Source organism: Stenotrophomonas sp. LMG 10879 (assembly GCF_002750935.1).
GTDB classification, from domain to species: Bacteria; Pseudomonadota; Gammaproteobacteria; order Xanthomonadales; family Xanthomonadaceae; genus Stenotrophomonas; species Stenotrophomonas lactitubi_B.
In genome coordinates this window covers 1-24,253 of the sequence record NZ_PEJT01000003.1, presented here as the reverse complement: position 1 = coordinate 24,253, position 24,253 = coordinate 1, and the positions used below count along the sequence as shown (strand labels likewise).

Annotated in this window: 16 protein-coding genes, 1 tRNA gene and 1 pseudogene; 9 read left to right on the top strand and 9 right to left on the bottom strand. The window is 67.7% G+C overall.

Going from position 1 to position 24,253, the window contains the following annotated elements:
* The first annotated feature begins 17 nt into the window (after window positions 1-17).
* The 5 genes from CR919_RS05040 to CR919_RS05020 all read left to right on the top strand — a co-directional run bounded on the left by CR919_RS05040 (window position 18) and on the right by CR919_RS05020 (window position 11,463).
* Window positions 18-2,783, top strand: a complete 2,766-nt coding sequence (locus CR919_RS05040) for a response regulator (protein WP_099819131.1) — start codon at window positions 18-20, stop codon at window positions 2,781-2,783.
* Complete coding sequence (locus CR919_RS05035) at window positions 2,780-3,997, top strand: EAL domain-containing response regulator (RefSeq protein ID WP_099819130.1); 1,218 nt, start codon at window positions 2,780-2,782, stop codon at window positions 3,995-3,997. The genes CR919_RS05040 and CR919_RS05035 overlap by 4 nt, the downstream gene beginning before the upstream one ends.
* Before the next feature lie 126 nt (window positions 3,998-4,123).
* Entirely contained in the window at window positions 4,124-7,324 is a 3,201-nt protein-coding gene (locus CR919_RS05030; RefSeq protein ID WP_099819129.1) for a hybrid sensor histidine kinase/response regulator, read from the top strand.
* Window positions 7,321-7,962: a response regulator transcription factor gene (locus tag CR919_RS05025; RefSeq protein ID WP_099819128.1), complete on the top strand. Its 642-nt coding sequence runs from the start codon at window positions 7,321-7,323 to the stop codon at window positions 7,960-7,962. The genes CR919_RS05030 and CR919_RS05025 overlap by 4 nt, the downstream gene beginning before the upstream one ends.
* Before the next feature lie 261 nt (window positions 7,963-8,223).
* Complete coding sequence (locus tag CR919_RS05020) at window positions 8,224-11,463, top strand: autotransporter outer membrane beta-barrel domain-containing protein (protein WP_099819382.1); 3,240 nt, start codon at window positions 8,224-8,226, stop codon at window positions 11,461-11,463.
* 544 nt (window positions 11,464-12,007) lie between these two features.
* Here CR919_RS05020 and ychF read toward each other — a convergent pair.
* The 8 genes from ychF to CR919_RS04980 all read right to left on the bottom strand — a co-directional run bounded on the left by ychF (window position 12,008) and on the right by CR919_RS04980 (window position 18,952).
* On the bottom strand, window positions 12,008-13,099 hold the full coding sequence (gene ychF / locus CR919_RS05015) for a redox-regulated ATPase YchF (RefSeq protein WP_025879150.1): 1,092 nt from the start codon (window positions 13,097-13,099) through the stop codon (window positions 12,008-12,010).
* A gap of 105 nt (window positions 13,100-13,204) precedes the next feature.
* A complete protein-coding gene (pth, locus tag CR919_RS05010) occupies window positions 13,205-13,783 on the bottom strand; it encodes an aminoacyl-tRNA hydrolase (protein WP_089238967.1) in 579 nt (192 codons plus the stop codon).
* A 50-nt stretch (window positions 13,784-13,833) separates the two neighbouring features.
* Window positions 13,834-14,451 carry a 50S ribosomal protein L25/general stress protein Ctc gene (locus CR919_RS05005; RefSeq protein ID WP_089238965.1) on the bottom strand — a complete coding sequence of 206 codons (618 nt, stop codon included), beginning with the start codon at window positions 14,449-14,451 and terminating at the stop codon, window positions 13,834-13,836.
* Window positions 14,452-14,558: 107 nt separating this feature from the next.
* Window positions 14,559-15,518, bottom strand: coding sequence for a ribose-phosphate diphosphokinase (locus CR919_RS05000; protein WP_025879147.1), 960 nt, complete (start codon window positions 15,516-15,518; stop codon window positions 14,559-14,561).
* 138 nt (window positions 15,519-15,656) lie between these two features.
* Window positions 15,657-15,733, bottom strand: a tRNA-Gln gene (locus tag CR919_RS04995).
* A gap of 11 nt (window positions 15,734-15,744) precedes the next feature.
* Complete coding sequence (gene ispE / locus CR919_RS04990) at window positions 15,745-16,614, bottom strand: 4-(cytidine 5'-diphospho)-2-C-methyl-D-erythritol kinase (protein WP_099819127.1); 870 nt, start codon at window positions 16,612-16,614, stop codon at window positions 15,745-15,747.
* The gene (gene lolB / locus CR919_RS04985; RefSeq protein WP_099819126.1) at window positions 16,611-17,270 is read right to left on the bottom strand and encodes a lipoprotein insertase outer membrane protein LolB; all 660 of its coding nucleotides are present in this window, start codon (window positions 17,268-17,270) and stop codon (window positions 16,611-16,613) included. The genes ispE and lolB overlap by 4 nt, the downstream gene beginning before the upstream one ends.
* Entirely contained in the window at window positions 17,267-18,952 is a 1,686-nt protein-coding gene (locus CR919_RS04980; protein ID WP_191078580.1) for a tetratricopeptide repeat protein, read from the bottom strand. The genes lolB and CR919_RS04980 overlap by 4 nt, the downstream gene beginning before the upstream one ends.
* A gap of 63 nt (window positions 18,953-19,015) precedes the next feature.
* Here CR919_RS04980 and hemA point away from each other — a divergent pair, with 63 nt between their 5' ends.
* The 4 genes from hemA to ppk2 are packed head-to-tail and all read left to right on the top strand — an operon-like array spanning window position 19,016 to window position 23,900.
* Window positions 19,016-20,299 (top strand): glutamyl-tRNA reductase, encoded by a 1,284-nt coding sequence (gene hemA / locus CR919_RS04975; RefSeq protein WP_089238957.1) that lies wholly within the window; start codon window positions 19,016-19,018, stop codon window positions 20,297-20,299.
* A complete protein-coding gene (prfA, locus tag CR919_RS04970; protein WP_089238955.1) occupies window positions 20,277-21,359 on the top strand; it encodes a peptide chain release factor 1 in 1,083 nt (360 codons plus the stop codon). Before hemA ends, prfA begins: the two co-directional genes overlap by 23 nt.
* 5 nt (window positions 21,360-21,364) lie before the next feature.
* Window positions 21,365-23,071 (top strand): tetratricopeptide repeat protein, encoded by a 1,707-nt coding sequence (locus tag CR919_RS04965; RefSeq protein ID WP_099819124.1) that lies wholly within the window; start codon window positions 21,365-21,367, stop codon window positions 23,069-23,071.
* A 46-nt stretch (window positions 23,072-23,117) separates the two neighbouring features.
* Entirely contained in the window at window positions 23,118-23,900 is a 783-nt protein-coding gene (gene ppk2 / locus CR919_RS04960) for a polyphosphate kinase 2 (protein ID WP_099819381.1), read from the top strand.
* Window positions 23,901-24,131: 231 nt separating this feature from the next.
* Here the strand turns inward: ppk2 and CR919_RS04955 are convergent.
* Window positions 24,132-24,253, bottom strand: a pseudogene (locus CR919_RS04955) (IS110 family transposase); the annotation flags it as partial.

Below are 24,253 nucleotides of genomic sequence, written 5' to 3'. Positions count from 1 at the left end.
CTCCCTAGGATCGGTGCATGTTCCGATTCCCTCGCCCTTCCCTGCCCCTGGTCGCACCGCCGACCACCGCTTCGGTGCTGCTGCGCTGGCTGACGGTGTGCGTGTTCCTGTGCCTGGCGGCCGCCACCGGCTTCTACCTGCTGACCGCGTTGACCGAAGACATCTCCAGCCACCGCCGCGACATGAATGCTGCCGCGTACAAGGCGCAGATCTATTTCGACCAGCGCGAAGCCCTGCTGCGCTACCTGGGCGATTCGGTAGTGGTGGGTGATCCGTCGGTGCCGTCCAGCGAGGGCGTACGCCAGCTGCCATTGGACGGACCGGGTGGCAAGCCGGGCCAGCGCCTGCTGCTGTCGCCGCGCGCGGAGCACACGCTGCAGACCCTGCAGACCCATCTGCTGCTGGTCGATGCGCAGGGAACGCATTGGCTGGCTGGCGGCCAGGCCGACGTTGACATCGCCGGCCTGCCCACGTTGCAGGTGCTGCGGCAGCGCAGCGGCACGCTTGCCGGTACCGATCCGGTGTACTGGCTGCGCGCGGGCGATGCCGGGGTCGCCCTGGCACAGCCGGTGCAGGCCGGACCGCAGCCGAGCCAGTGGCTGATGCTGCTGCTGGACAGTGCGGCCGCCGCGGACATGATCGATGGCCAGGGCATCGGCGGCTACGCCCTGCTGGACCGCGACGGGCAGCCCGCGCTGTCGAGCCTGGCACCGCGGCTGGACAGCGCAGGCTGGAAAGCACTGCAGCAGCGCCAGGACGACAGTTTCGGCGTGCTCTGGAGCACGGGTCTGCCGCGCGGCGTGGCCCTGGTGAAGGGCGTGGGCAATGACGGCTGGCGGCTGGTCTATCACCTGCCTCCGCGCCTGCTGCTCGGCGACATGGCGACTTCGCTGCTGATCGGCAGTGCCTTGCTGCTGCTGGCTGGCATTGCCCTGCGCCTGCTGCGGCACCGCGTCGACCGCCAGTTGATCCAGCCAGCCCTGCTGCAGCATCGGCGCTTGCTGGAAAGCCTGGACTTCAGTTCCACGGTGATCGACCTGGCGCCGGTCGGCATCTGCGTCCTGCGTCGCAGCGACCGCCAGTTGCTGCTGTCCAACCAGCTGCTGCGCGACTGGCTGGGCGAGGACGGCACCGACAGCGATTGGCAGGCACCGTGGCGCGGGCATGCCGGCGAACGCGGCCGCGGGCTGGAGTTCACCGCACGCGACGGTCGCCAGCTGCAGGTGCTGCATGCGGCCTGCCGTTACCAGGATGATGACGTGCTGCTGTGCGTGTTCCATGACATCTCACGCCATCGGCAGGCGCAGGCGGCACTGTCCTCGGCGCGGCAGGCGGCCGACGCCGCCAACCAGGCCAAGAGTGCGTTCCTGGCGACCATGAGCCATGAAATCCGCACGCCGCTGTACGGGGTGCTTGGCACGCTGGAGCTGCTCGGCCGCACGCCGCTGGATGCGCGCCAGTCGCAGTACCTGCGCACCATCGAAAGTTCCTCGTCGGTGCTGCTGCAGCTGATCAGCGACGTGCTGGATGTGTCCAAGATCGAGTCGGGCCAGCTGAGCCTGGAACCGGCATCGTTCTCGCCGCGCGAGCTGACCGAAAGCGTGCTGCGCAGCTTCGCTGCTGCGGCCACGCGCAAGGGCCTGCAGGTACTGGTCTGCACCGATCCACGGTTGCCGACACGGGTGCTCGGCGATGCCGACCGGATCCGCCAGGTGCTGGGCAACCTGCTCAGCAACGCCATCAAGTTCACCGAGCATGGCCGGGTAGTGCTGCGCGTGCGCCTGGTGCAGCGCGAAGGCGAGTCGAGCGTGCTGGCCTGGCAGGTCACCGATACCGGCGTGGGCATCGCCACCGAGGAACAGGCGCGCCTGTTCGAGCCCTTCCGCCAGGTCCGTGGCGCCGCCAGCGCTCAGGGTACTGGGCTGGGCCTGTCGATCAGCGACCGCCTGGTGCGGTTGATGAGTGGCGAACTGCGCGTGGTCAGCGAACCGGGACTGGGCAGCAGTTTCACCGTGCGCCTGCCCTTGCCGGTGCTGGCCGCGACCGAGGACGGCCCGGCGTTGCTGGCCGAACCGCCGGTCTACGTGCGCGGCCGCGATCGCGAGCTGGTCGACAGTGCCTGTGGCTGGCTGCGCCGCTGGGGTGCCAATGCGCAGCCGCTGCAGGGCGATCCTGCCCTGCTCGACCACGCCGGTGCGATCCTGATGGATGGCGAGGCGGAACAGCCGCTGGCCTGGCAGGGACCGCGGGTGCTGGCCTCGATCGATGGTGGCGACCAACCCGCACCCGCTGCCGATGGCGCGCTGCTGGTCACCCTGCACGGCATGTCTTCGATCGCCCTGGCGGTTGCACGCCAGCAGCGGCAGTGCGCAACGCTGCCGACCGCAGCGCGCGATGTGCAACCGGGCCCGCTGGGACTGCGGGTGCTGGCCGTGGAAGACAATCCCATCAACCGGGTGATCCTGGCCGAACAGCTGCAGGCCCTGGGCTGCGAGGTGGAGCTTGCCCAGGATGGCGTCGAGGCGTTGCAGCTGTGCCAGACCCATGACTTCGACCTGGTGGTCACCGACATCAACATGCCGCGCATGGACGGCCACACCCTGGCGCGCCGGCTGCGGGCGGAGGGCACTCTGCTGCCCGTGATCGGCGCCACTGCCAACGCCACCGCCGAGGAGCGCGAGCGCTGCCTGGCCAGCGGCATGCAGGGCTATCTGAGCAAACCCATCGACATCGCACGCCTGCGTCAGGCGCTTTCCGCCGTTCGCCAAGGAGATCCCGCATGACCCGCCGTGTCCTGATCCTGGAAGACCAGCCGTTCCAACGTGGTTACCTCGTCAATCTGTTCAGCGCGCGTGCCGGCGTGCAGGTCGACGCCTGCGAAGACGTGGAGGCGGCGATCGCCCTGTGTGCCTGCCAGGCCTATGACCTGGTGGTGAGCGATCTGTTGATGCCGGGCCAGGATGGCATCCAGTTCATCCAGGCACTGGCCGCGCAGCCGCGCCCGCCGCGGCTTGCCGTGGTCAGCGCAGCCTCGCGGCGGATGATGAGTTCGGCACGGTTGATGGCCGAATCACTGGGCCTGGACGTGGTCGGCCTGTTGGCCAAGCCGGTCGCCGCCAGCGATGTCGATGCGCTGCTCGATGCACTGGCGCAGGCGCGGCCAGCGGTGCGCACCAGCCCGGCGGCGCTGACGCCCGAGCCGGATGCGGCGCAGCTGCGACAGGCGCTGGCCGACGGCAGCCTGACCGCCTGGTTCCAGCCGAAGAAGTCGTTGCAGTCCGGGCACGTGGTTGCCGCCGAGGCACTGGTGCGCTGGCGCCACCCGCAGCTGGGGACGCTGGCACCCGGCAGTTTCCTGCCGGCGCTGTGCCGTCATGGCCTGGAGGGCGAACTGCTGCGGGCGATGCTCACCGCCAGCATCCGGGCACAGGCGCGCTGGCGCGCGCAGGGATTCCGCGTGCCGGTATCGATCAACCTGCCACCGCACCTGCTGGAGCAGTCCGATCTTCCGGATGAACTGCTGGCGCTGACCCTGGCCGCGGGCGGCACTCCGGCGGATCTGTGCTTTGAACTGATGGAGAACAGCACCACCCGCCACGTCAGCGACTTCTATGCTGGCGCGTGCCGGTTGCGGATGAAGGGCTTCGGCCTGGCCCAGGACGATTTCGGCCAAGGGCTGAGCTCGGTGCACAACCTGGTCAACACCCCCTTCACCGAGGTCAAGATCGATCGTGCGCTGGTCAGCGGTTGCGCGCGCGATCCCGCCCTGCACCTGACCCTGACCACAGTAATCGCGCTGGCCAACCAGCTCGGCCTGACCATCGTTGCCGAAGGCGTGGAGAGCGATGCCGATCTGGCCGCGCTGCGCCAGCTCGGCTGCAACCAGGTACAGGGTTTCCTGATTTCGCAGGCGCTGCCCTCCGACGACTTCACCCGTCTGCTGGACGAAGATGCTCCTGATGAGGGCGCGCGCGGCAGCCGTGCAGCGTCGCGCTGACAGGCGTGGCTGAAAGGCTTCACAATCCCATCAAGAGTCTTTGACGATCCTCTCTGCGCGGCGGTACCGGCCGTGCCCTGGGCCCTTCGGGCCGCCATCGACCGCCTACTGCTCCGAGACCTGTCCATGCCGGCCGAGGCCGCTCCCGTACGCCGACTCGCCCGCCGCTCCCTGCGTGTACATGCCCTGTTGATTGGCGTGGTGGTGCTGGCCACCCTGCAGGCCGGCCTGCTGCTGTCCACAGGCAGCCAGCTGTTCAACGAAGAAGAGGGCAAGATCCGCTATCACTTCCGTCGCCTGGACGGCACGCTGCAGGAACAGGAACGCTTCCTGCGGCAATGGCGCCTGCATGACGTGGGCAATCGCGGGCAGCCTGTGGACGAGGCCGCCTCAGGTACACAGCCCAGCCCGCTGTTCGCCAGTTTCGCGCGGATCGGTGCCGACGGCGGCGCTTCGACACAGGCAACGGCCGAACTGGGCGACCGCTTCCTGCGCTTCTACGGTGCTTTCTGGGCGGCCTCGCGGTTTCCACCGCCGCAGTGCCTGCTGGTCGATGGCCAGGGCCGCCGTGGCCTGCTTGCACCGATCCAGACAGTGCGTGGTGACCCGGGCCAGAGCAGTCCGCATCACCTGCAACCGGCGCTGACCGCCATCCACCAGGTCCTGCGCGAACGGCCGGCGCTGCGTCGCGGCAACGTGGTGTGGACGCCGGTGGCCTGGCGCGAGGGACAGACCCGGCTGCTTGCCATCGCGCACGCGCCGCAGGATGCCCGCCTGTGGGGCGAGAGCGAGGACGAGTCGCTGGCCGCAGTGGCCTGCCTGCTGGATCCCGGCCGCGTTGATGACTACCGCCAGGTGATGGGGACACCGGTGTTCGAACGGATGTCGCTGTTCGATGGCAACGGCCGCCTGCTGCTCGGTGATGCCAACGATGCCAGCCGCGCCGGCACTTCATGGCGCGCGGGCCTGGACGGCCTGCTGTTCCGCATGCGCAGCGAACACGGCTGGCTGGCGGTGTATCACGTGGGCTGGCAACAGGTGTTCCAGCACCCGCGCGGGCCACTGCTGGGCAGCATGGTGGTGGCGTTGCTGCTGGCCACCGGTGGCGTGCTGATCCTGCGTGCCTACCGGCGCTCGGTGATCGAACCACTGCGCCGCAACCATGCGCGGTTGCTGGAAAGCGAGGCCTTCAGCCGCACCATCCTCGACAACGCGCCGATCGGGTTGTGCCTGCTGCGCCGTACCGATGGCCGCGTGTTGCTGGACAACGCGCTGGCACGTCAGTGGCTGGGGGAAGACCACGACGACGGTGGCTGGCACGGGCCCTGGCGACGCAGCGTGTTGGCCGCTGGCGGCACCACGGCAGGCGATGGCCTGGCCTACACCACGCCGGACAACCGCCACCTGCTGATCACCGCGACGCCCGCGCGCTATCGCGGCGCACCCGCTGTGCTGTGCCTGTTCATCGACCTCAGCAGCCAGCACGAGGCCGAACAGGTGCTGCAGCAGGCACGCCGTGCAGCCGACCAGGCCAACCGCGCCAAGAGCCAGTTCCTGGCCACCATGAGCCATGAGATACGCACCCCGCTGTACGGCGTGCTCGGCACGCTGGAGCTGCTGGGCTTGACCCCGCTGGATGCGCGCCAGCAGGACTACCTGGACACGATCCAGCGCTCCTCATCGACATTGATGCAGCTGATCAGCGACATCCTGGATGTCAGCAAGGCCGAGGCCGACCAGCTGAGCCTGGAGCCCGGCGCGTTCGATCCAGTGCGGTTGACCGAGGACGCGCTGGACTCCTACGCCGCTGCCGCCGCCCACAAGGGCCTGCAGTTCTATGCCTGCATCGATCCGGACGTGCCGGCTGCGGTCAACGGTGATGCCGCGCGCATACGCCAGATCCTCAACAATCTGATCAGCAATGCGCTGAAGTTCACCGACAGCGGCCGGGTCGTGGTGCGCCTGGGTGCACAGCGTATTGATGACCGCTGCTGGCTGCGCTGGCAGGTGGCCGATACCGGCATCGGCATTGCCAGCGAGCACCAGGCACATCTGTTCGAACCTTTCTTCCAGGCCAACCCCGGCACCGATGCGATGCGCGGCACCGGATTGGGCCTGGCGATCTGTGCGCACCTGACCACGATGATGGACGGCCAGCTGCGGGTGGTCAGCGAAAGCGGCCTGGGCAGCAGTTTCTCGGTCGAGCTGCCGCTGCCCGAGGCAACACCCGATCCGCTGCAGGCGGCTTCACCGCGATTGCCGCCAGCGTTGCCGGTGCACGTGCGCGGCAGCGTCCGCGAGTTCGCACAATCGATATGCGAGCGGTTGCAGCAGCGCGGCGCACAGGCCAGCGTGCATCGCGACGATGCGCCGGAGCTTGCCGATCCCGGCGCGGTGATGCTCGACCTGGTGCTGGACGAGGGCACGCCCACGTGGAGTGGACCGCAGGTGGTGGCGTGCCGCGAAGGCGGAATGCAGCCACAGCAGGTGCGGGGACATTGGCAGGTCGGCGTGCATCGTCTGGATGCGATCGTGCTCGCGCTGGCGGCTGCGGCCGGGCGAGCAGTGCCCGCCGAGGTCAACGGACGTCTGCCGGCGCCACGCAGGTTCGGGCTGCAGGTTCTTGTCGCCGAAGACAACCCGATCAACCAGGCGATCCTGCGTGGCCAGCTGGAGCAGCTCGGCTGCCACGCCGTGGTCGCCAGTGACGGCAATGAAGCCCTGCACTATTGGCCGCAGCGTCCCTTCACCCTGGTGTTGACCGACCTCAACATGCCTGGACTGGATGGTTACGGACTGGCCCGTGCACTGCGCGCGCGTGGGGTTGACGTACCGATCCACGGCGCCACCGCCAACGCCGACCCCGCCGAACGGCAACGCTGCCACGAGGCGGGAATGCAGGGCGTACTGGTCAAGCCGATCACCCTGGCAGCACTGCAGCGCCTGCTGACCCAGGTTGCGGCCCAGCCGCACAGCGGCCCCATCGACGCCCAAGCCGATGCTCCCCTGCAGGTTCCGGAAACCATGCAGGCGCTGTTCGTGCAGACCATGCAGGCCGACCTGGACAGCCTGCAGCGGGCGATCGACGATGCCGCGCCGGAACGCGTGGCACAGGTGCTGCACCGCATCCGCGGCGCACTGGTGATCGTTGGCGCACCGGCACTGGTGGCGCACGGCCAGCAGATCGAACAGCAGATCGGCGACGGCGACGCGTTGCCTGCCCTCGCCTCGGCGCTCGCGCATTTCCAACGGCGCCTGCGGCGGCTGCTGCAACCCCTGGTGCACGTCGCCGCCCCCTCATCCCCCAGCAAGCCGACACCACCATGACCACCCGCATCCTCATCGCTGACGACCACCCGATCGTGCTTGCCGGCATCCGCGATGTCCTGGCCGGCGAACTGGACCTGGACGTGGTCGGCGAGGCCGCCGATCCGGCGACCTTGGTCGAGCTGATGACGAGCACCCTGCCCCATGCGGTGATCACCGACTACAGCATGCCCGGGGGGGACAGCTTCGGCGATGGCATCAAGCTGATCTCGTTCCTGCGCCGCAGCTTCCCCGATGTGCGTCTGCTGGTGTTGACGATGGTCTCCAACCCCTCGCTGGTGGCGGCCATGTATGCAGCCGGTGCCAGCGGCGTGGTGCTCAAGAGCCACGGCCTGGGCAGCCTGGTGCAGGCGCTGCGCACGGTGCTGGCCGACCGCGTCTACCGCCCTCCCGGTCTGCTGCCGGTCGCCGCCGCGGAACCGGCCGATGCCGAGGTGGTGCTGGCGCGCCTCTCGCCGCGTGAACTCGAAGTCATCCGTCTGTTCACCGGCGGCATGAGCGTGGGCGACATCGCCCGCCAGCTGCAGCGCAGTGCGAAGACGGTCAGCACGCAGAAAATCAACGCGATGCGCAAACTGGGCGTGGACAGCGACCAGGCACTGATCGAGTACTGCCTGCAGTCGTCGATGTTCGGCTGAGGCCTCCACATCGCTGAACCGAACCCCGCCGCGCGCGGGACTCGAAGGGCTTTAGGAAACGCCTGATTCCATCGGACTCGGCTGATTTCTAGTCTGTACGCATCCCGCCACGGTGACGACTCCCCCTCGTCATCGCCTTGCCGGCGGGAGGGAAACCGGATGGCGCCTGCAGTGGCCATCGCACCCGGTTTCCACAGCGACGCGGCCCTGCCGCGCCAGATCGCGCAGCCGCGCTGCGCCCTGCCACAGGAATCCACCAGCATGAACGCCTCTCCCCCACGGCGCCGCCGTGCGTCCGCCTGCGCGCGCGCTTCGCGCCTCCCCTTGATTCCCAGCCTGCTGGCCAGCGCACTGTGGGCCGCCCTGCCCGTGCACGCGGCCGAACTGCAGGGGCCGCTGAAGGTTACCGATGGCGGCAGCCTGCAGTTGGGCGCCGACGACATGCTGTCGCACAGTGCCGGCGGCTACGCCCTGGAGGCCAATGGTGTCGGCAGCACCATTACCGTCAATGGCAGCTGGATCTCCAGCACCGGTGGCGGCAGCGGCATCCTTGCCAGCGCCGGCGGCAGCGTCCTGATCGAGGGCGGCATCCTGCAGGTCGGCGGCGACAGCACCCCCGTCGGCTATGCGCTGAACGCCAGCGGTGCGGGCAGCGTGATCCGGGCCAACAACCTGGTCATCAATGCCTATCGCAATGGCTCCGGCTACGGCACGGTCAATGCCACCGGCGGTGGCAAGGTCTGGTTGAATGGCGGCAGTGTGAGCAGCGCCGGCCACGCCCTGTACTCCACTGGCGTCGGCAGCGAGCTGCATGTATCGGGGACCACGGTCAACAACGGTGCCAACAGCGCGGTGTACGCCGATGGCGGCGCTCTGCTGTCACTGGAATCGCTGACGATGACCTTCGCCGACGCCAGCAGTGGCTACAGCGGGCGCGTGTCCTCCAACGGCAGCGGCAGCGTGCTGTCGCTGCGCGATGTGGACGTGGTCAACGGCTACTTCGACATCAACAACGGTGGCACGCTGCGGATCGTGGGGGGCAGCGCCAGCACCAAAGGCGGCAGCATCCATCTGCTCGGCAACAGTGGCAACCGGGTGTACTCCACCGCCGATGTCAGCGGCGGCCGCTTCGAGACCGTCGGCGGCTACGGGGTCAACGTCAACAGCTGGGCGAAGCTGACCACCAACGGCGCCCACTTCACCGTGCGTGATGGCTACTCCGGCATCTGGCTGTCCGGCGCGGACTCGCTGGCCGACCTCACCGATACCACGATCAGCACCCATGGCGACAACGGCTACGGCCACGGCGTGGACGTCTGGGGTGGCACTGCCACGATCACCGGCGGCAGCATCGATACCCACGGCGATGGGGTCTATGGCCTGCGCGCCTCGGGCAGCAATCCACCGACGCCCTATTCGCGCATCCGTGCCAAGGATCTGGATATCACCACCTACGGCACCGGTGGCGGCGGCGTCTTCCTCGGTGGCAGCACGGCCGATGCGCAGCTGGACGGCGGCTCGATCACCACGCGGGGTGCCTCCTCGTTCGGCATCGTGCAGATGAATACCGCCAAGCTCACCGCCGACAACCTGAGCATCCAGGCACAGGGGACGAATTCGGGTGCCTATCGTTCCTACATCACGGTGTTCGGGCCGTACTGGGACCGTCTGGTATTCAACAACAGCAGCCTGCAGACCCAGGACGGTCCTGCGCTGTGGCTGCAGGGCAGCAACCATGAGCTGACGCTCAACAACACCGACGTCGTCGCGCGCCAGCAGGGCAACGTCGACGGTGGCCGCCTGCTGCGGGTGAGCGATACGGTGTTCACCGATGGAAGCTCGGTCGCCACCGCGGACATTCTTTTCACCGCCGACAACAGCCGCCTGACCGGCGACGTCGTGGTCGACAGCGCCACCGCCAACGTGCAGATGACGCTGCGCAACGGCACCGTGTTCAACGGCGCGCTGCGCAACGACTCCGGCTACCAGGTCGCGCAGCTGGCGATGGACGGCAGCAGCCAGTGGAACGTGCGTGGCAGTTCCAGCGTCGGCTCGCTGGACCATGCCGGCACCATCGCCTTCGTCGCGCCCACCACCGACGACTTCAAGACCCTGACCGTCACCGGCGACTATGTCGGCAACGATGGCCATTGGCTGTTCAACCGCGCGCTGGGCGACGATGCCTCGCTGGGTGACCAGCTGGTGATCCAGGGCAACAGCAGTGGCACGGCCTCTGTCAGCGTGCGCAACGCGGGGGGCGCCGGCGCCCTGACCAGCGAAGGCATCCGCCTGATCAGCGTGGCTGGCCAGTCCGATGCGCAGTTCTCGCTGCAGGGACGCGCGGTGGCCGGCGCTTACGACTACTTCCTGTACAAGGGTGGCGTCGCCACCCCGGACGACGGCAACTGGTACCTGCGCTCGGAATACGTACCACCGGTCGATCCGCCGGAACCGCCCGATCCGCCGGAACCGCCGATTGATCCGCCGACTCCGCCGATTGATCCCCCTGCTCCGCCGATTGATCCGCCGATCGATCCGCCGCTGCCGCCAGCGCCGCCGCGCGTGGAGCGCCCGGAGCCAGCCGTGTACATGGCCAACCAGAGCAGCGCGCTGCGCATGTTCCGGCACAGCCTGTACGACCGCAGTGGCGATCCTGCCGATGCAGCCGACGGCGGCAGCGACGCCATTGCCTGGGCACAGGTGCGCAGCAGCCAGCCCGGCAGCCGCGGCAGCCAGGTCGATGTGGACAGCGAACTCAACAGCGTGCTGCTGGGTGTCGGTCGTCGCTTCGAAGCCAATGCCGGTGGCCAGCTGCAGGCAGGTGTGATGGCCGGCCAGGGCCGGGCGCGCAACGACAGCCGTTCGCAGGTGACCGGTTACACCGCGCGCGGTGTGGTCAACGGCACCAGCCTGGGCGTGTATGCCACCTGGTTGCAGGACGCACGGATGGACAGCGGTGCGTATGTTGACGGCTGGTTGCAGTACGGGCGGTTCCGCAACAGCGTGCAGGGTGAAGGGCTGCAGAAGGAGCACTACCGCTCGCACAGCTGGACCGGTTCGGCCGAGGCAGGCTATGTGCTGCCCGTGCAGCGCACGGCGCAGCGCGGTGTCTACCTGGAGCCACAGCTGCAGGTGATCCACAGCCGCTACGATGCCGATCGCGTGGTCGAGGCCAACGGCACGGTGGTTGAGGGTTACGACAAGGACAGCACCACCACCCGTGTGGGCCTGCGTCTGTACACCCGTTCGCTGACGCAGCGCCAGGGGCAGGTACAGCCGTTCGTCGCGGTGAACTGGTGGTCCGGTGGCAACGACGCGGCCATCGCCGTGGACGGCGAACGCCTGCGCCGGCAGTTGCCGCGTGACATCTACGAAGCCAAGGCCGGCGTGCAGGTGAATCTGTCGGGCGGCTGGCGCGGCTGGGGCGAGATCAGCCGGCAGACCGGCGGCATGGGCTTCCGCGATACCAGCGGTCAGCTGGGCGTCTCTTACCGCTGGTAAGCGCTGCCACGGGTGAGCCCAGAGAGGGGTCCGGCGATGCGTCGTCGGACCCCTTGTTGTTTTCCACACCACGCGTGGAAATCGATGGGGGTTGGATGTGGACAAGTGGCCGTAAGCCGCGCACGGCAAGGGTTTTCGAGGCTGGTGATTTTTTGTCCAGCCCATCGGCGGTGCAAACAGCTGCGTGTTTTCCACACAGCAGGTGGAAAGCAATGCGGACTTGATGTGGACAACCCGCCTTGAACGTTGTGCCGCAAGCGTTTCAAGGCATGGCGATATTTTGTCCAGGCGCCTCATCGGTTTTCCACACGCGACGTGGAGAGCCGTGGGGGTTTGATGTGGACAAGTCGCCGCGAGCCATGCAGGCCAAGCGTTTCAACGCGTGGTGAATTTATGTCCACTGCCACCCGCAACACCGGGCTGGCGCTTCCGCAGCGCAAATGCGCAATGACACCGCCAGCGTGTGCGCCTTCCGACAGGCGCCCGATACAACAAGACCCCGCATTGCGGGGTCCTGTTGGCAATCACTGCGCTGCGTCGTCGATCAGACGTTGAAGCGGAAATGCAGGATGTCGCCTTCCTGCACGCGGTATTCCTTGCCTTCCAGGCGCAGGCGACCCGCTTCCTTCGCGCCGGCTTCGCCCTTGTACTTGATGAAGTCGTCATACGCGATGGTTTCGGCGCGGATGAAGCCCTTCTCGAAGTCGGTGTGGATGACCGCGGCAGCCTGCGGCGCGGTGGCGCCCTTGCGCACGGTCCACGCACGGACTTCCTTCACGCCTGCGGTGAAGTAGGTCTGCAGGCCGAGCAGGCTGTAGGCTGCGTTGATCACGCGGTTCAGGCCCGGCTCGGTCAGGCCGAGGTCGGCCAGGAACGTATCGCGGTCTTCGTCGTCCAGCTGCGACAGCTCTTCTTCGATCGCTGCCGACACCGGTACCACCTGTGCGCCTTCTTCGGCGGCACGGGCGCGCACCGCATCCAGGTGCGGGTTGTTCTCGAAACCGTCTTCCAGCACGTTGGCGATGTACATCACCGGCTTCAGGGTCAGCAGGAACAGATCGCGCACCAGCGCCTTCTCTTCCTCGTCCAGGCCCGCCGAACGGCCGGCCTTGCCGTCGGCCAGCGCGGCCTGCAGCTTGGCCAGCACCGGCTTGCGTGCCGCTGCGTCCTTGTCGCCGCCCTTGGCCGCACGCTCGGCGCGGTTCAGTGCCTTCTCGACGCTGTCCAGGTCGGCCAGGGCCAGTTCGGTATCGATGGTGTCGATGTCCGAGATCGGGTCGACCTTGTTGTTGACGTGGATGACGTCAGCGTTCTCGAAGCAGCGCACCACGTGGGTGATCGCATCCACTTCGCGGATGTGGGCGAGGAACTTGTTGCCCAGCCCTTCGCCGCTGGCGGCACCGGCCACCAGGCCGGCGATGTCGACGAACTCGACCGCAGTCGGGATGACCTTCTGCGGGTTGATGATCGCTGCCAGTTCGTTCAGACGCGGATCCGGCACCGGCACGATGCCGACGTTCGGTTCGATGGTGCAGAACGGGAAGTTCGCCGCGGCGATGCCCGCCTTGGTCAGCGCGTTGAACAGGGTCGACTTGCCGACGTTGGGCAGGCCGACGATGCCGCATTTGATACCCATGGGTGACAGCTCTCTGGGGTGAAAGTGATTGGGGAAACAGCGGCGTGGGCGCTGCTTTTCCAATCATTCTCCGTACCGACCAACGGTCGGTACCTACCGGTACAATTATTTCGGGGTGTGCAGCCGCTTCATCGCTTCGCTGAAATCGCCCTGCACCGCCAACGGCAGCACGTCGATCGCATCGTCGATGGCGCGCGAGATCAGTACTTCATCGTCCTTGGAGGGGCGTCCCAGCACCCAGCCCACCACGCGGTCCTTGTGGCCGGGATGGCCGATGCCCACGCGCAGGCGATGGAACTTGCCGTGGCCGAGCAACCGGATGGTGTCGCGCAGGCCGTTCTGGCCACCGTGGCCACCGTCGAACTTCAGCCGCGCCACACCGGGCGCCAGGTCCAGTTCGTCGTGGGCCAGCAGGGTTTCCTCCGGCTCGATCTTCCAGAACCGCTGCGCGGCGGTGACCGACTTGCCGCTGAGGTTCATGAAGGTGGCGGGCTTGAGCAGCCACACCGTCTGTCCGGCGATGTCGACCTTGGCGGTCTCGCCAAACAACTTGCTGTCCACGTTCCAGCGTGCACCGGCCTTTTCGGCCAGGGCCTCAACGAAATGAAACCCGGCATTGTGCCGGGTCCGGGCGTGCTCCGATCCGGGGTTGCCCAGACCGACGATCAGTCGCAATCCTGCCATCGTTCCATCCAGATACGGCGCCTGCCCCGAAGGACAGGCGCCGCGGGGTATTACTCGGCCGCTGCTTCTTCAGCGTCGGCAGCGTCCTGCTTGCCGTGCTTGGCAGTGACGATCGCGTCGTCGTGGTCCTTGCCCAGCGCCAGCGCCGGGATTTCCACGCCCTTCGGCAGCTTGATGTCCGACAGGTACACAACGTCGCCAGCCTTCAGCTCGCCCAGGTCGACTTCGATCGACTCCGGCAGGTCCTTCGGCAGGCAGCTGATGGCCACTTCCTTCAGTTCGTGGGCGACCACGACGTCGGCAGCCTTGCCAGCCGGCGAGGTGTCTTCGTTGATGAAGTGCAGCGGAACCGAAGCGGTCAGCTTCTCGTTCTCGTTCACGCGCAGGAAGTCCAGGTGCATGATCAGCTGCTTGAACGGATGGCGCTGCATGTCACGCAGCAGCACCTTCTGCACCTGGCCGTCCAGGTTCAGGTCCAGGATCGAGGCATAGAACCACTCGTTCTGCTGGGCCAGCCAGATTTCGTTGTGGTCCAGGCTGATGGCGACCGGTTCGGCGTTGCCGCCGTACACGATCGCCGGGATCACACCAGCGGTACGCAGGCGGCGGCTCGCACCCTTACGCTGCAGTTCACGCTTGGTGACCTTGATTTCATGGGTCTTCGACATTTTCGACTACTCGGTTGTTGCCTTGCCTTGCGGCTTGGCGGTTGAAGGCACTTCCGCGACCAGAAGTGCCCAGCGTGTCCCTGCCGTTGCCGGCGGGGACGAAAAAATCAATCGACGTACAGCGAGCTGACCGACTCGCCGAAGGCGATGCGGCGCATCGTTTCGGCCAGCATTTCCGCCACGCTCAGCTGGCGGATCTTGCTGCACACCCGCGCGGCGTCCTTCAGCGGGATGGTGTCGGTCACCACCAGCTCGTCGAGCTGGGAGTTGGTGATGTTGTCCACCGCCGGGCCCGACAGCACCGCGTGGGTGCAGTAGGCGGCGACCTTGAGCGCACCGCGCGCCTTCAGGGCAGCGGCAGCGGCGCACAGGGTGCCGGCGGTATCGACGATGTCATCGACCATCACGCAGGTCTTGCCTTCGACGTCACCGATGATGTTCATCACGGTGGAGACGTTGGCGCGCGGACGGCGCTTGTCGATGATCGCCAGGTCGGCGTCATCCAGGCGCTTGGCCACCGCACGGGCGCGGACCACGCCGCCCACGTCCGGCGACACCACGATCAGGTTCTCGGTGCCGTAGGCGCGCCAGATGTCGGCCAGCAGCAGCGGAGAGGCATACACGTTGTCGACCGGAATATCGAAGAAACCCTGGATCTGGTCGGCGTGCAGGTCGACCGTCAGCACGCGATCGGCGCCGGCGGTGCTGAACATCTTCGCCGCCAGCTTGGCGGTGATCGGCACGCGCGAGGAACGCATGCGGCGATCCTGGCGCGAATAGCCGAAGTACGGCACCACGGCGGTCACGCTGGCCACCGATGCGCGCTTGAGCGCGTCGATCAGCACCAGCAGTTCCATCAGGTTTTCCGCGCTCGGCGCCGAGGTCGGCTGGATCACGAACACGTCCTGCTTGCGGACGTTCTCTTCGATCTCCACCTGCACTTCGCCATCGGAGAAGTGCGAGACCAGCGCCTTGCCGGGGCGCACTCCCAGTTCCTTGCAGATGTTCTGCGCCAGACGTTTGTTGGCGTTGCCGGAAAAGACCAGCAGGTTCGGGGACTCTTGCATCATGATTGTCTCGGGCGGGGACGAGTGGCGGGGATCCGGTAGCGGCAAGGACCACGTCGGCCCCTGCTGCTGACAACACCGCGGCTGTTCCCACGTCCCGCGCAGATGATGCGCTGGAAGGCGCGGACGCAGCCGCATTGGCAGGGGCGGGAGGATTCGAACCTCCGAATGCCAGGATCAAAACCTGGTGCCTTGGGCCTCTTGGCGACGCCCCTGCATTGATGAATCAGTGTTGCTCGAGTGCATCCAGCAGTGGCGAACGTGCAACGCCCGCAGCCACCCTTGCCCGCAACTCCTTCGACAACTTCGCTCGTCCCTGCTCGGCGGCAGCCTGCGAATCGAACTCGACGAAACAACCACTTCCCGAACCGGTCAGACGTGCCGTGCCGATGTCGCTCAACGCAGCAAGCACCGCCTCGACGGCAGGCTCACGGCGGCGCAGCACCGGTTCGAACACGTTCCCGACCAGCGAGCCGGAAGCGAAGTCCTCTATTTTCGCCTGTGGACTGTCGCGCGTCAAATCCGGATCAGCGAACAGGAGGGGCGTGGGCACATGAACGCCCGGTTCGACCACCACATACCAGGCCTGCGGCAGGGTGATCGGCCGCAGCCGCTCGCCCACCCCTTCGGCCCAGGCGTTGTGACCACGCACGAACACCGGCACGTCGGCGCCGAGGCGCAACCCCAGCGCGGCCAGCGCATCTTCGTCCAGCCCTGCACCCCAGAGGCGGTTCAACACCACTAGCACGGTGGCCGCGTCGGACGAACCGCCGCCGAAACCGCCGCCCGCAGGAACGTGCTTTTCGACGATGATGTCGACACCTTTATCGACATTCGCCGCTTCTTTGAGCATCCGCGCTGCACGAACGGCCAGATCATCGGCCTCGGCGACGCCGGCCAGGCCCTCGCCCTGCCGTCGCACCTGGCCGTCTTCACGCAGGCGCAGGCCGATCCGGTCGCCCCAGTCGAGCAGGCGGAACACCGTCTGCAGCTCGTGGTAGCCGTCGGCACGGCGGCCGGTGATATGCAGGAACAGGTTCAGCTTGGCCGGGGCCGGCCACCAGGACCAGCCCGCGTCATCCCCCCGCGCGTTCATGGTGCGCCCTGGCCCCATTGGTCAACCAGCAGGCGCACCTTGGCGTCGCCATTGACCGCTTCGACCCTGCGCGGCAGGGCCGGCCGACCGGCTTCGGCCGGGTACCAGTCCAGATACTGGATCACCCAGCCCATCTGCTGCATGCGCCGCGGACGGCCATCCGCATCACGATCGATCTTTCCCGGCCCCGCGCTGTCGCCGGCGACCAGCCCGCGTACCCAGTCCGGCAGCTGATTGACCGGAATATCCCAGCCGGTCGCCTCCAGCAGCAGTGCCTGTGCGTCTTCACCCTCGCGCGGACCACCGGCCAGTCCTTCCAGGCGCCCGGCTTCATGGTGGGTATCACCGCTCAACTTCCAGCTCTGGCGGGTCACCGGGGCGCTCAGTTCGACGACATAGCGCTGGCCTTCCTGTTTCCAGTCAATGCGGCCGCTGCCACCGTCCTTGCCCTTGCTGACCGCCACCCGGCCCTGGAAATTCCAGTCCGCTGCCGAACGCACGGCATCCACGCGCGCCGCCTCGGCGGCGGCCGCTTCGGCGGAAACGGTGGTGACCACGGCCGGCGCCGGCGTTTTCTGCCGGCCAACGGTGGTGCAGGCACTCAGGGCCAGGGTCACGGCCACCAGCAACAACGGCCGGATCGTGGAAACACTCATGGATTGAATTTCTCGCGGGCGCGCAGCAGCGCGCGGTTTTCAGGGTCGAGCCTGGCCGCTTCCTCGAAGAAGTGACGGGCTTCATCGTGCTTGCCCAGCACCCACAGCACCTCGCCCACGTGGGCGGCGATTTCCGGGTCCTTGGCCAGCGTCCAGGCGCGGCGCAGCTGCACCAGCGCGTCGGCGTTGCGTCCCAGCCGATACAGCACCCAGCCATAGCTGTCGACGATGGCCGCGTTGTCCGGTTCGGCCACGCGCGCGCGGTCGATCAGTTCGAGCGCTTCCTGGTAGCGGCCAGTACGGTCGGCCAGGGTGTAACCCAGTGCGTTCAGTGCTGGCACGTTCTCCGGCTCGGTCACCAGGATCTTGCGCAGATCGGCCTCGGCGCGGGCGATGTCATCGCGGCGCTCCCAGGCCAGCGCACGGGCATACAACAGGCCGTTCTCGTCCGGATACGCAGCCAAGCCACGGGCCAGTGCATCGATCTCGCCGGGAAGGTCGTCGGCGCGCTGGCGCAGCTCGGCTTCCAGCAGATACGCGTCGCGCCGCACATCGTCATCGACGCCGGCATCGGACTGGATCGCATGCACTTCATCCAGCGCCAGCGACTGCCGGCCTGCCAGCCCCTGCGCATTGGCCGCACGCAGGCGCGCTTCATTCAGCTCATCGCCGCCGGGCACGCTGTGATACCAGTTGACCGCCTCCGGGTAGCGCTTGAGGTACTCGGCGATCTTGCCCAGCAGCAGGCGCTGCGCCGGGTCCGGCTTGGCCGCCTGCCGCGACAGTTCGTTGTACAGGTTGGACAGCGCGGCCTTGTCGCCCTGCTTGGCCAGCAGCGAAGCGCGCATGCCCCAGGTCTGCACATTCTGCGGACCGACCGCCAGCACGCGCTCGGCCGCCGCCGGCTGGCCGAGGCTGTCGTAGGCGATGGCCACCGCATTGCGCAGTTCCGGATCCTGACGGGTCTTCGGTTCCACCCCACGCAGCAGCGACAGCGCCTGCTCGGTCTGTCCGGCCTGCTGCAGCTGGCTGGCCCTCAGCAAAGCGACGCGCGGCTCCTCGGGGAAGCGCTTGACCACCTCGTCGATCATGCGCCGCGCCAGCTCGGGCTTTTCCATGCGCAACGCCAGGCGTCCAAACTCCTGCCAGGCCTCGATCTTCTGGGGAATGGCGTTCGCATCGACCAGCTCGCCCAGCACCTGGGCCGGCACGGCCGGATCGCGGCCGCCGCCGATCAGGGCGCCCAGGGCGAACTTCCAGCCCTCGTCGCCCGGATCCTGCAACAAGGCCTGAAGCTCGCTGCGCGCAGTCTTCACATCGCCCTGGCGCATCGCCAGCGCACCGGCGGCGCTGCGCATCGCCAATGAGCGCGGCGCACGCTGCTGCCACAGGGCCAGGCCCTTGGCCGCGGCATCATCTTCGTTGGCCAGCATGGCGATGCGGGTCGCCCGCTCAGCCAGGCCGGCGTCGCCGTCGGTCTGCTGGGCGGCCTGCAGATACCAGCGCGCGGCCTCGGCCAGCTTGCCCGCCTGCAGGGCGAACTCACCAGCCAGGACCGGCTCCAGCGCCAGTTCCTCAGTCACCGCGGGCCGTGCGGGCGCCTTGGCGGGCACCGCCGCAAGGGCCTGGGCACAGGCCAGAGACAGCAGCAGAACACTGGGGATGCGAATCAATGCGGGCATCGTCGGCATCGGGGCCTTAAAATGTCGTCCAATGGCCAGCAGCTTATCGCAAGCAACTGAACAATGACCCTGTGGGTGCTCGGACTGAATCACCAGACCGCACCGGTGGAACTGCGCGAACGCGCAGCCTTCGCCGGTGACGCGTTGCCGCGCGCGCTCGGTTCGCTGCGCGATACCCCGCAGATCGCCGAGGCGGTGCTGCTGTCCACCTGCAACCGCACCGAGCTGTATGCCGTGGCCGAATCCGCGCAGGCACTGGACCAGTGGCTGCACGCCCAGGCCGGCGACCTGCAGGGCTATCTGTACCAGCACGCCGACGCCGATGCCGTGCGCCACCTGTTCCGGGTGGCGACGGGGCTGGATTCGATGGTGCTGGGCGAGCCGCAGATCCTCGGCCAGGTGAAGGACGCGTGGTCGACCGCGCGCGACCACGGCCTGCTCGGCCAGCGCCTGGACCGGCTGTTCCAGCAGACGTTCTCGGTGGCCAAGCGCGCGCGTACCGATACCCAGGTCGGCGCCAACCCGGTATCGGTGGCCTCGGCGGCGGTGCGCCTGGCGCAGAACGCCTTTGCCCGCCTGGATGATTCCACCGTGCTGCTGGTCGGCGCTGGCGAGACCATCGAACTGGCCGCGCGCCACCTCAGCGAAGGCAAGGTGCGGCGTCTGCTGATCGCCAACCGCACCCTCGCCCACGCGCAGGAACTGGCCAGCCGCCATGGCGGCGTGGCGCTGCCGCTGACCGAACTGGAGCGCCACCTGGCCGAGGCCGACGTGGTGTTCTCGGCCACCGCCGCCCGCGAACCGGTGATCCACCGTGCCGCGGTGGCCAACGCCCTGCGCGCGCGCCGGCACAAGCCCATGCTGCTGTTCGACCTGGCCGTGCCGCGCGACATCGAGGCCGACGTTGCCAGTCTCAACGATGCGTTCCTGTACACCGTGGACGATCTCGAGCGCGCGGTGGAAGACAACCGCCGCAGCCGCCGCGAGGCCGCCGCCGAAGCGGAGACGATCATCGACCTGCAGGTCTCGCGCTTCGTCGAAACCCTGCAGGCCAGTGCCCACCAGGCACCGCTGCGACAGCTGCGTGCCTTCGGCGAGGCCACCCGTGCCGAACTGCTGGAACGCGCGCGCCAGCAGCTGGCCAACGGCAAGCCGGCCGACGAAGTGCTGGAACTGCTTGCCCACGGCTTGACCAACCGCCTGCTGCACCCGCCGACCGCCGCCCTGCGCGCGGCCGCGCTCAGCGGCGATGCCGACCTGACCCGCGCCGCCGAGCGCCTGTTCCCGGCGACGCCGGGTTACCGCCACCCACCTGTGAGAACCGATGACGCCGACCCTGCGCCGTAAGTTGGAAGCGCTGGCCGAGCGCCGCGAAGAACTGGAACGTCTGCTCGCCGAACCGGAGGTGGTCGCCAACAACGCGCGCTTCCGCGATCTGTCGCGCGAATTTTCCCAGCTCGAACCGATCGCCACCGCACTGGCCGATGAAGCACGCGCCAAGGCCGACCTGGCTGCGGCCGAAAGCATGCGTGCGGACCCGGACCTGCGCGAGCTGGCCGACGAGGAAATCGCCGCCGCGCAAGCCCGCCTGCAGGAACTGGAGCAGGAGTTGGCACTGCTGCTGGTGCCGCGCGACCCGCGCGATGAAGGCAACCTGTTCCTGGAAGTGCGCGCCGGCACCGGCGGCGACGAGGCGGCGATCTTCGCTGGCGACCTGTTCCGCATGTACGCCCGCTACGCCGAGCGACAGGGCTGGAAGGTCGAGATCGAATCGGACAATCCCGGCGAACATGGCGGCTACAAGGAAGTGGTGGCACGCGTGGTTGGCCGTGGCGCGTTCTCGCGCCTGAAATTCGAATCGGGCACGCACCGCGTGCAGCGCGTGCCGGCCACCGAATCGCAGGGCCGCATCCACACCTCGGCGGCCACCGTGGCGATCATTCCGGAAGCCGACGAAGTCGATGAGATCGTCATCAACCCGGCTGACCTGAGAGTCGACACCTACCGTTCTTCCGGCGCCGGCGGCCAGCACGTCAACAAGACCGAATCGGCGATCCGCATCACCCACGTGCCCAGCGGCGTGGTGGTCGAATGCCAGACCGAGCGCAGCCAGCACGCCAACCGGGACAAGGCGATGAAACGCCTGAAGGCGCAGCTGCTCGATGCCGAGCGCCAGCGCCATGACGCGGCGCAGGCCGAATCACGGCGCCTGCAGGTCGGCAGCGGCGACCGCAGCCAGCGCATCCGCACCTACAACTTCCCGCAGGGCCGCATCACCGACCACCGCGTGGAAGGGCTGACCCTGTACGACCTGCCCAACGTGTTGGCCGGCGACCTGGACCCGCTGCTGCAGCGATTGAGCCACGAGCACCAGGTCGACGCCCTGGCCCAGCTTTCGGCCGGCTGACCCGCATGTCGGCCTGGCAGCAGCGGCAGCAACTGCAGCAGGCGATCACGCGCCAGCCCGGCGACTTCGTTGCCTGGGTGATGCTCGCCGACCTGGAACTGGAAGCCGGCGACATTGCGGCCGGCGAGCAGGCCGCGCGACGCGCGCTGCAGCTGCGACCCAATCATCCTGAAGCACTGGCCCGGCTGGGCCGGGTAGCGTGGATGGCAGGAGCGCATGCTGATGCCGCCACGCTGCTGGGCCAGGCCTCCGCGCTGGCGCCGGAGCACCCGGGCATCGCGTTGTGGCTGGGGCACGCGCTGGAAGATGCCAACGATGCAGAAGGTGCATCGGCAGCCTATCGCCGTGCGCATGCACTGATGCCCGAAGAGCCGTACATCGCCGCACAGCGCCTCGCCTGGCAGCGTCGCCTGTGCGATTGGCAGGACGTGGATGCGCTGGCCAGCCAGGTGCGTGGCGCGCTTGCATCGGGCCAGGGCGTGGTTGAGCCCTTCGCGTTCCTCAGCGAAGACGCCAGCGCGGCCGAACAGCTGGCTTGTGCGCGTGCGCGCGCGGCCGCTGTCGCTGCTGCGGTGCGGCCACTGCCGCTGGTGAAGCTGCGCGAACGGGGTCCACTGCGCGTGGGCTTCCTGTCCAACGGGTTCGGCGCTCATCCCACCGGATTGCTGACGGTGGCGCTGCTGGAGCACATGGGCCAGGACCCGTCCCTGCAGCTGCATCTGTTCGCGCTCAACGCCGACGATGGCAGCCGCATCCGCCAACGCCTGCAGAGCGCCACCCGGCTGCATGACGTGGCGGGATTGCGCCATGCCGATACCGCCGCGCGCATCCGTGCACAGGGCATCGACCTGCTGTTCGACCTGCGCGGCTGGGGCGGCGGCGGCACACCGGAAGTACTGGCGATGCGCCCTGCCCCGCTGCAGCTCAACTGGCTGGCCTACCCCGGCACCTCCGGTGCGCCGTGGCTGGAGGCAGTGATCGGTGACAGCTTCGCGCTGCCGCCCTCGCTGGAAGCGCACTACAGCGAACGTGTGCTGCGCCTGCCGCGTGCGTTCCAGCCGTCGGACAACACCCGCGTGCTGGAGCCGGCACCGGACCGCGCGGCGTGCGGGCTGCCTGCGCAGGGCACGGTATTCTGCTGCTTCAACAACAGTTACAAGCTCAACCCGCGCAGCATCGGCCGCGCGTTCGCGGTGCTGCAGGCCGTACCCGGCAGCGTGCTGTGGCTGTTGTCCGGCCCCGGCCAGGCCGATGCGCGGCTGCGTGCCGCCGCGCAGGCAGCAGGACTCGATCCGGCGCGTCTGGTGTTCATGGCCAAGCTGCCGCATCCGCAGTATCTGGCCCGCTATCAGTTGGCCGACCTGTTCCTGGATACGAACCCGTACAACGCGCACACCACCGCGTCGGATGCACTGTGGGCGGGCTGCCCGGTACTGACCTGCCCCGGCGCCACCTTCGCCGCGCGCGTGGCCGGCAGCCTGAACCATCAGCTGGGTCTAGAGCACATGAACGTCGCCGACGACGCGGCGTTCGTCGCCACCGCAAGCGCACTCGGCAACGATCCGACCGCCTTGGCCGCAGTGCGCGCCGAACTGGCGCAGGCACGCGAGCGCAGTGGCCTGTTCGACATGGCAGCTTTCGCGCGTGATCTGTCCGCACTGCTGCAGCAGCTGGCCCGCGAACAGGGCTGGCAGGGCCTCGACACGCCCTGACCTCGCCCTGCGCTACGCTCGGGCTTCCTTCCCGCGTGGTATGACGATGGCCAAGCTCAAGCGCAAGGAATACGACGAACTGCTGCAGCCGCTGCAGCTGGAACTGGCGGCGATGGCACGCTGGGTGCAGCACAGCGGACAACGCCTGCTGGTGCTGTTTGAAGGACGCGATACCGCCGGCAAGGGTGGCGCGATCCAGACCATCAGCGAGCACCTCAACCCACGCCAATGCAGGGTAGTGGCGCTACCCAAACCCACCGACCGCGAAGCCACGCAGTGGTACTTCCAGCGCTACGCCTCGCATCTTCCGGCTGCCGGCGAGATCGTGCTGATGGACCGCAGCTGGTACAACCGCGCCGGCGTTGAACGGGTGATGGGCTACTGCAGCGAGACCGAGTACCAGCAGTTCCTGCGCCAGGCGCCGGTGTTCGAACAGCTGCTGGTGGATGACGGCATCCTGCTGTTCAAGTACTGGTTGTGCGTGGACCAGGAGCAGCAGGAAAAGCGCTTTGCCGAACGCCATGTCGATCCGCTGAAGGGCTGGAAGCTGTCACCGGTGGACCTGAAGTCACGCAGCAAGTACAGCGCGTACACCGAAGCGCGCGAGGCGATGTTGCGCGCCACCCATCGCGACGGTGCGCCGTGGACGCTGGTGGATTTCAACGACCAGCGGCTGGGCCGCCTGACCCTTGCCCGCAACCTGCTGGACCGGCTGCCGGACACGCGGGTCGATGCACCGTTGCCGGAGCTGCCGAAGCTGAAGGGCAAGCTGCATCGCGAGCACTACGATGTACTGAAGCCGATAGAGGACTTCCCGGTCAAGGACTGAGGTAGGTTCGGCAGGGCTGCGCCCTGCACCTGCTACCGGCAAAGGCAACTGCCGAAGCAATGGCCGAAGCGGTATTCCGGGGGATGGCGAGGCGGTGTCGGAGTGCGGGGACGCCGCAAGTACGTCCTTGTAGCAACTGTGTTTGCAGGAGGAGCTTCGGCCCTTCCTGCAGACGGGCACGGTAGTGCCGGCCGCTGGCCGGCAGCCTCTGGATGTACGCACGCACTGACGTCAGGCGGGGATCGGTCCGCTCTGGGCGTCACGCATGCGGGCGTTGAGGATCACCAGCATCTTCCGCATCACCGCCACGATGGCTACTTTGGCCTCCTTGCCGCGCGCCCGCAGGGAGCGGT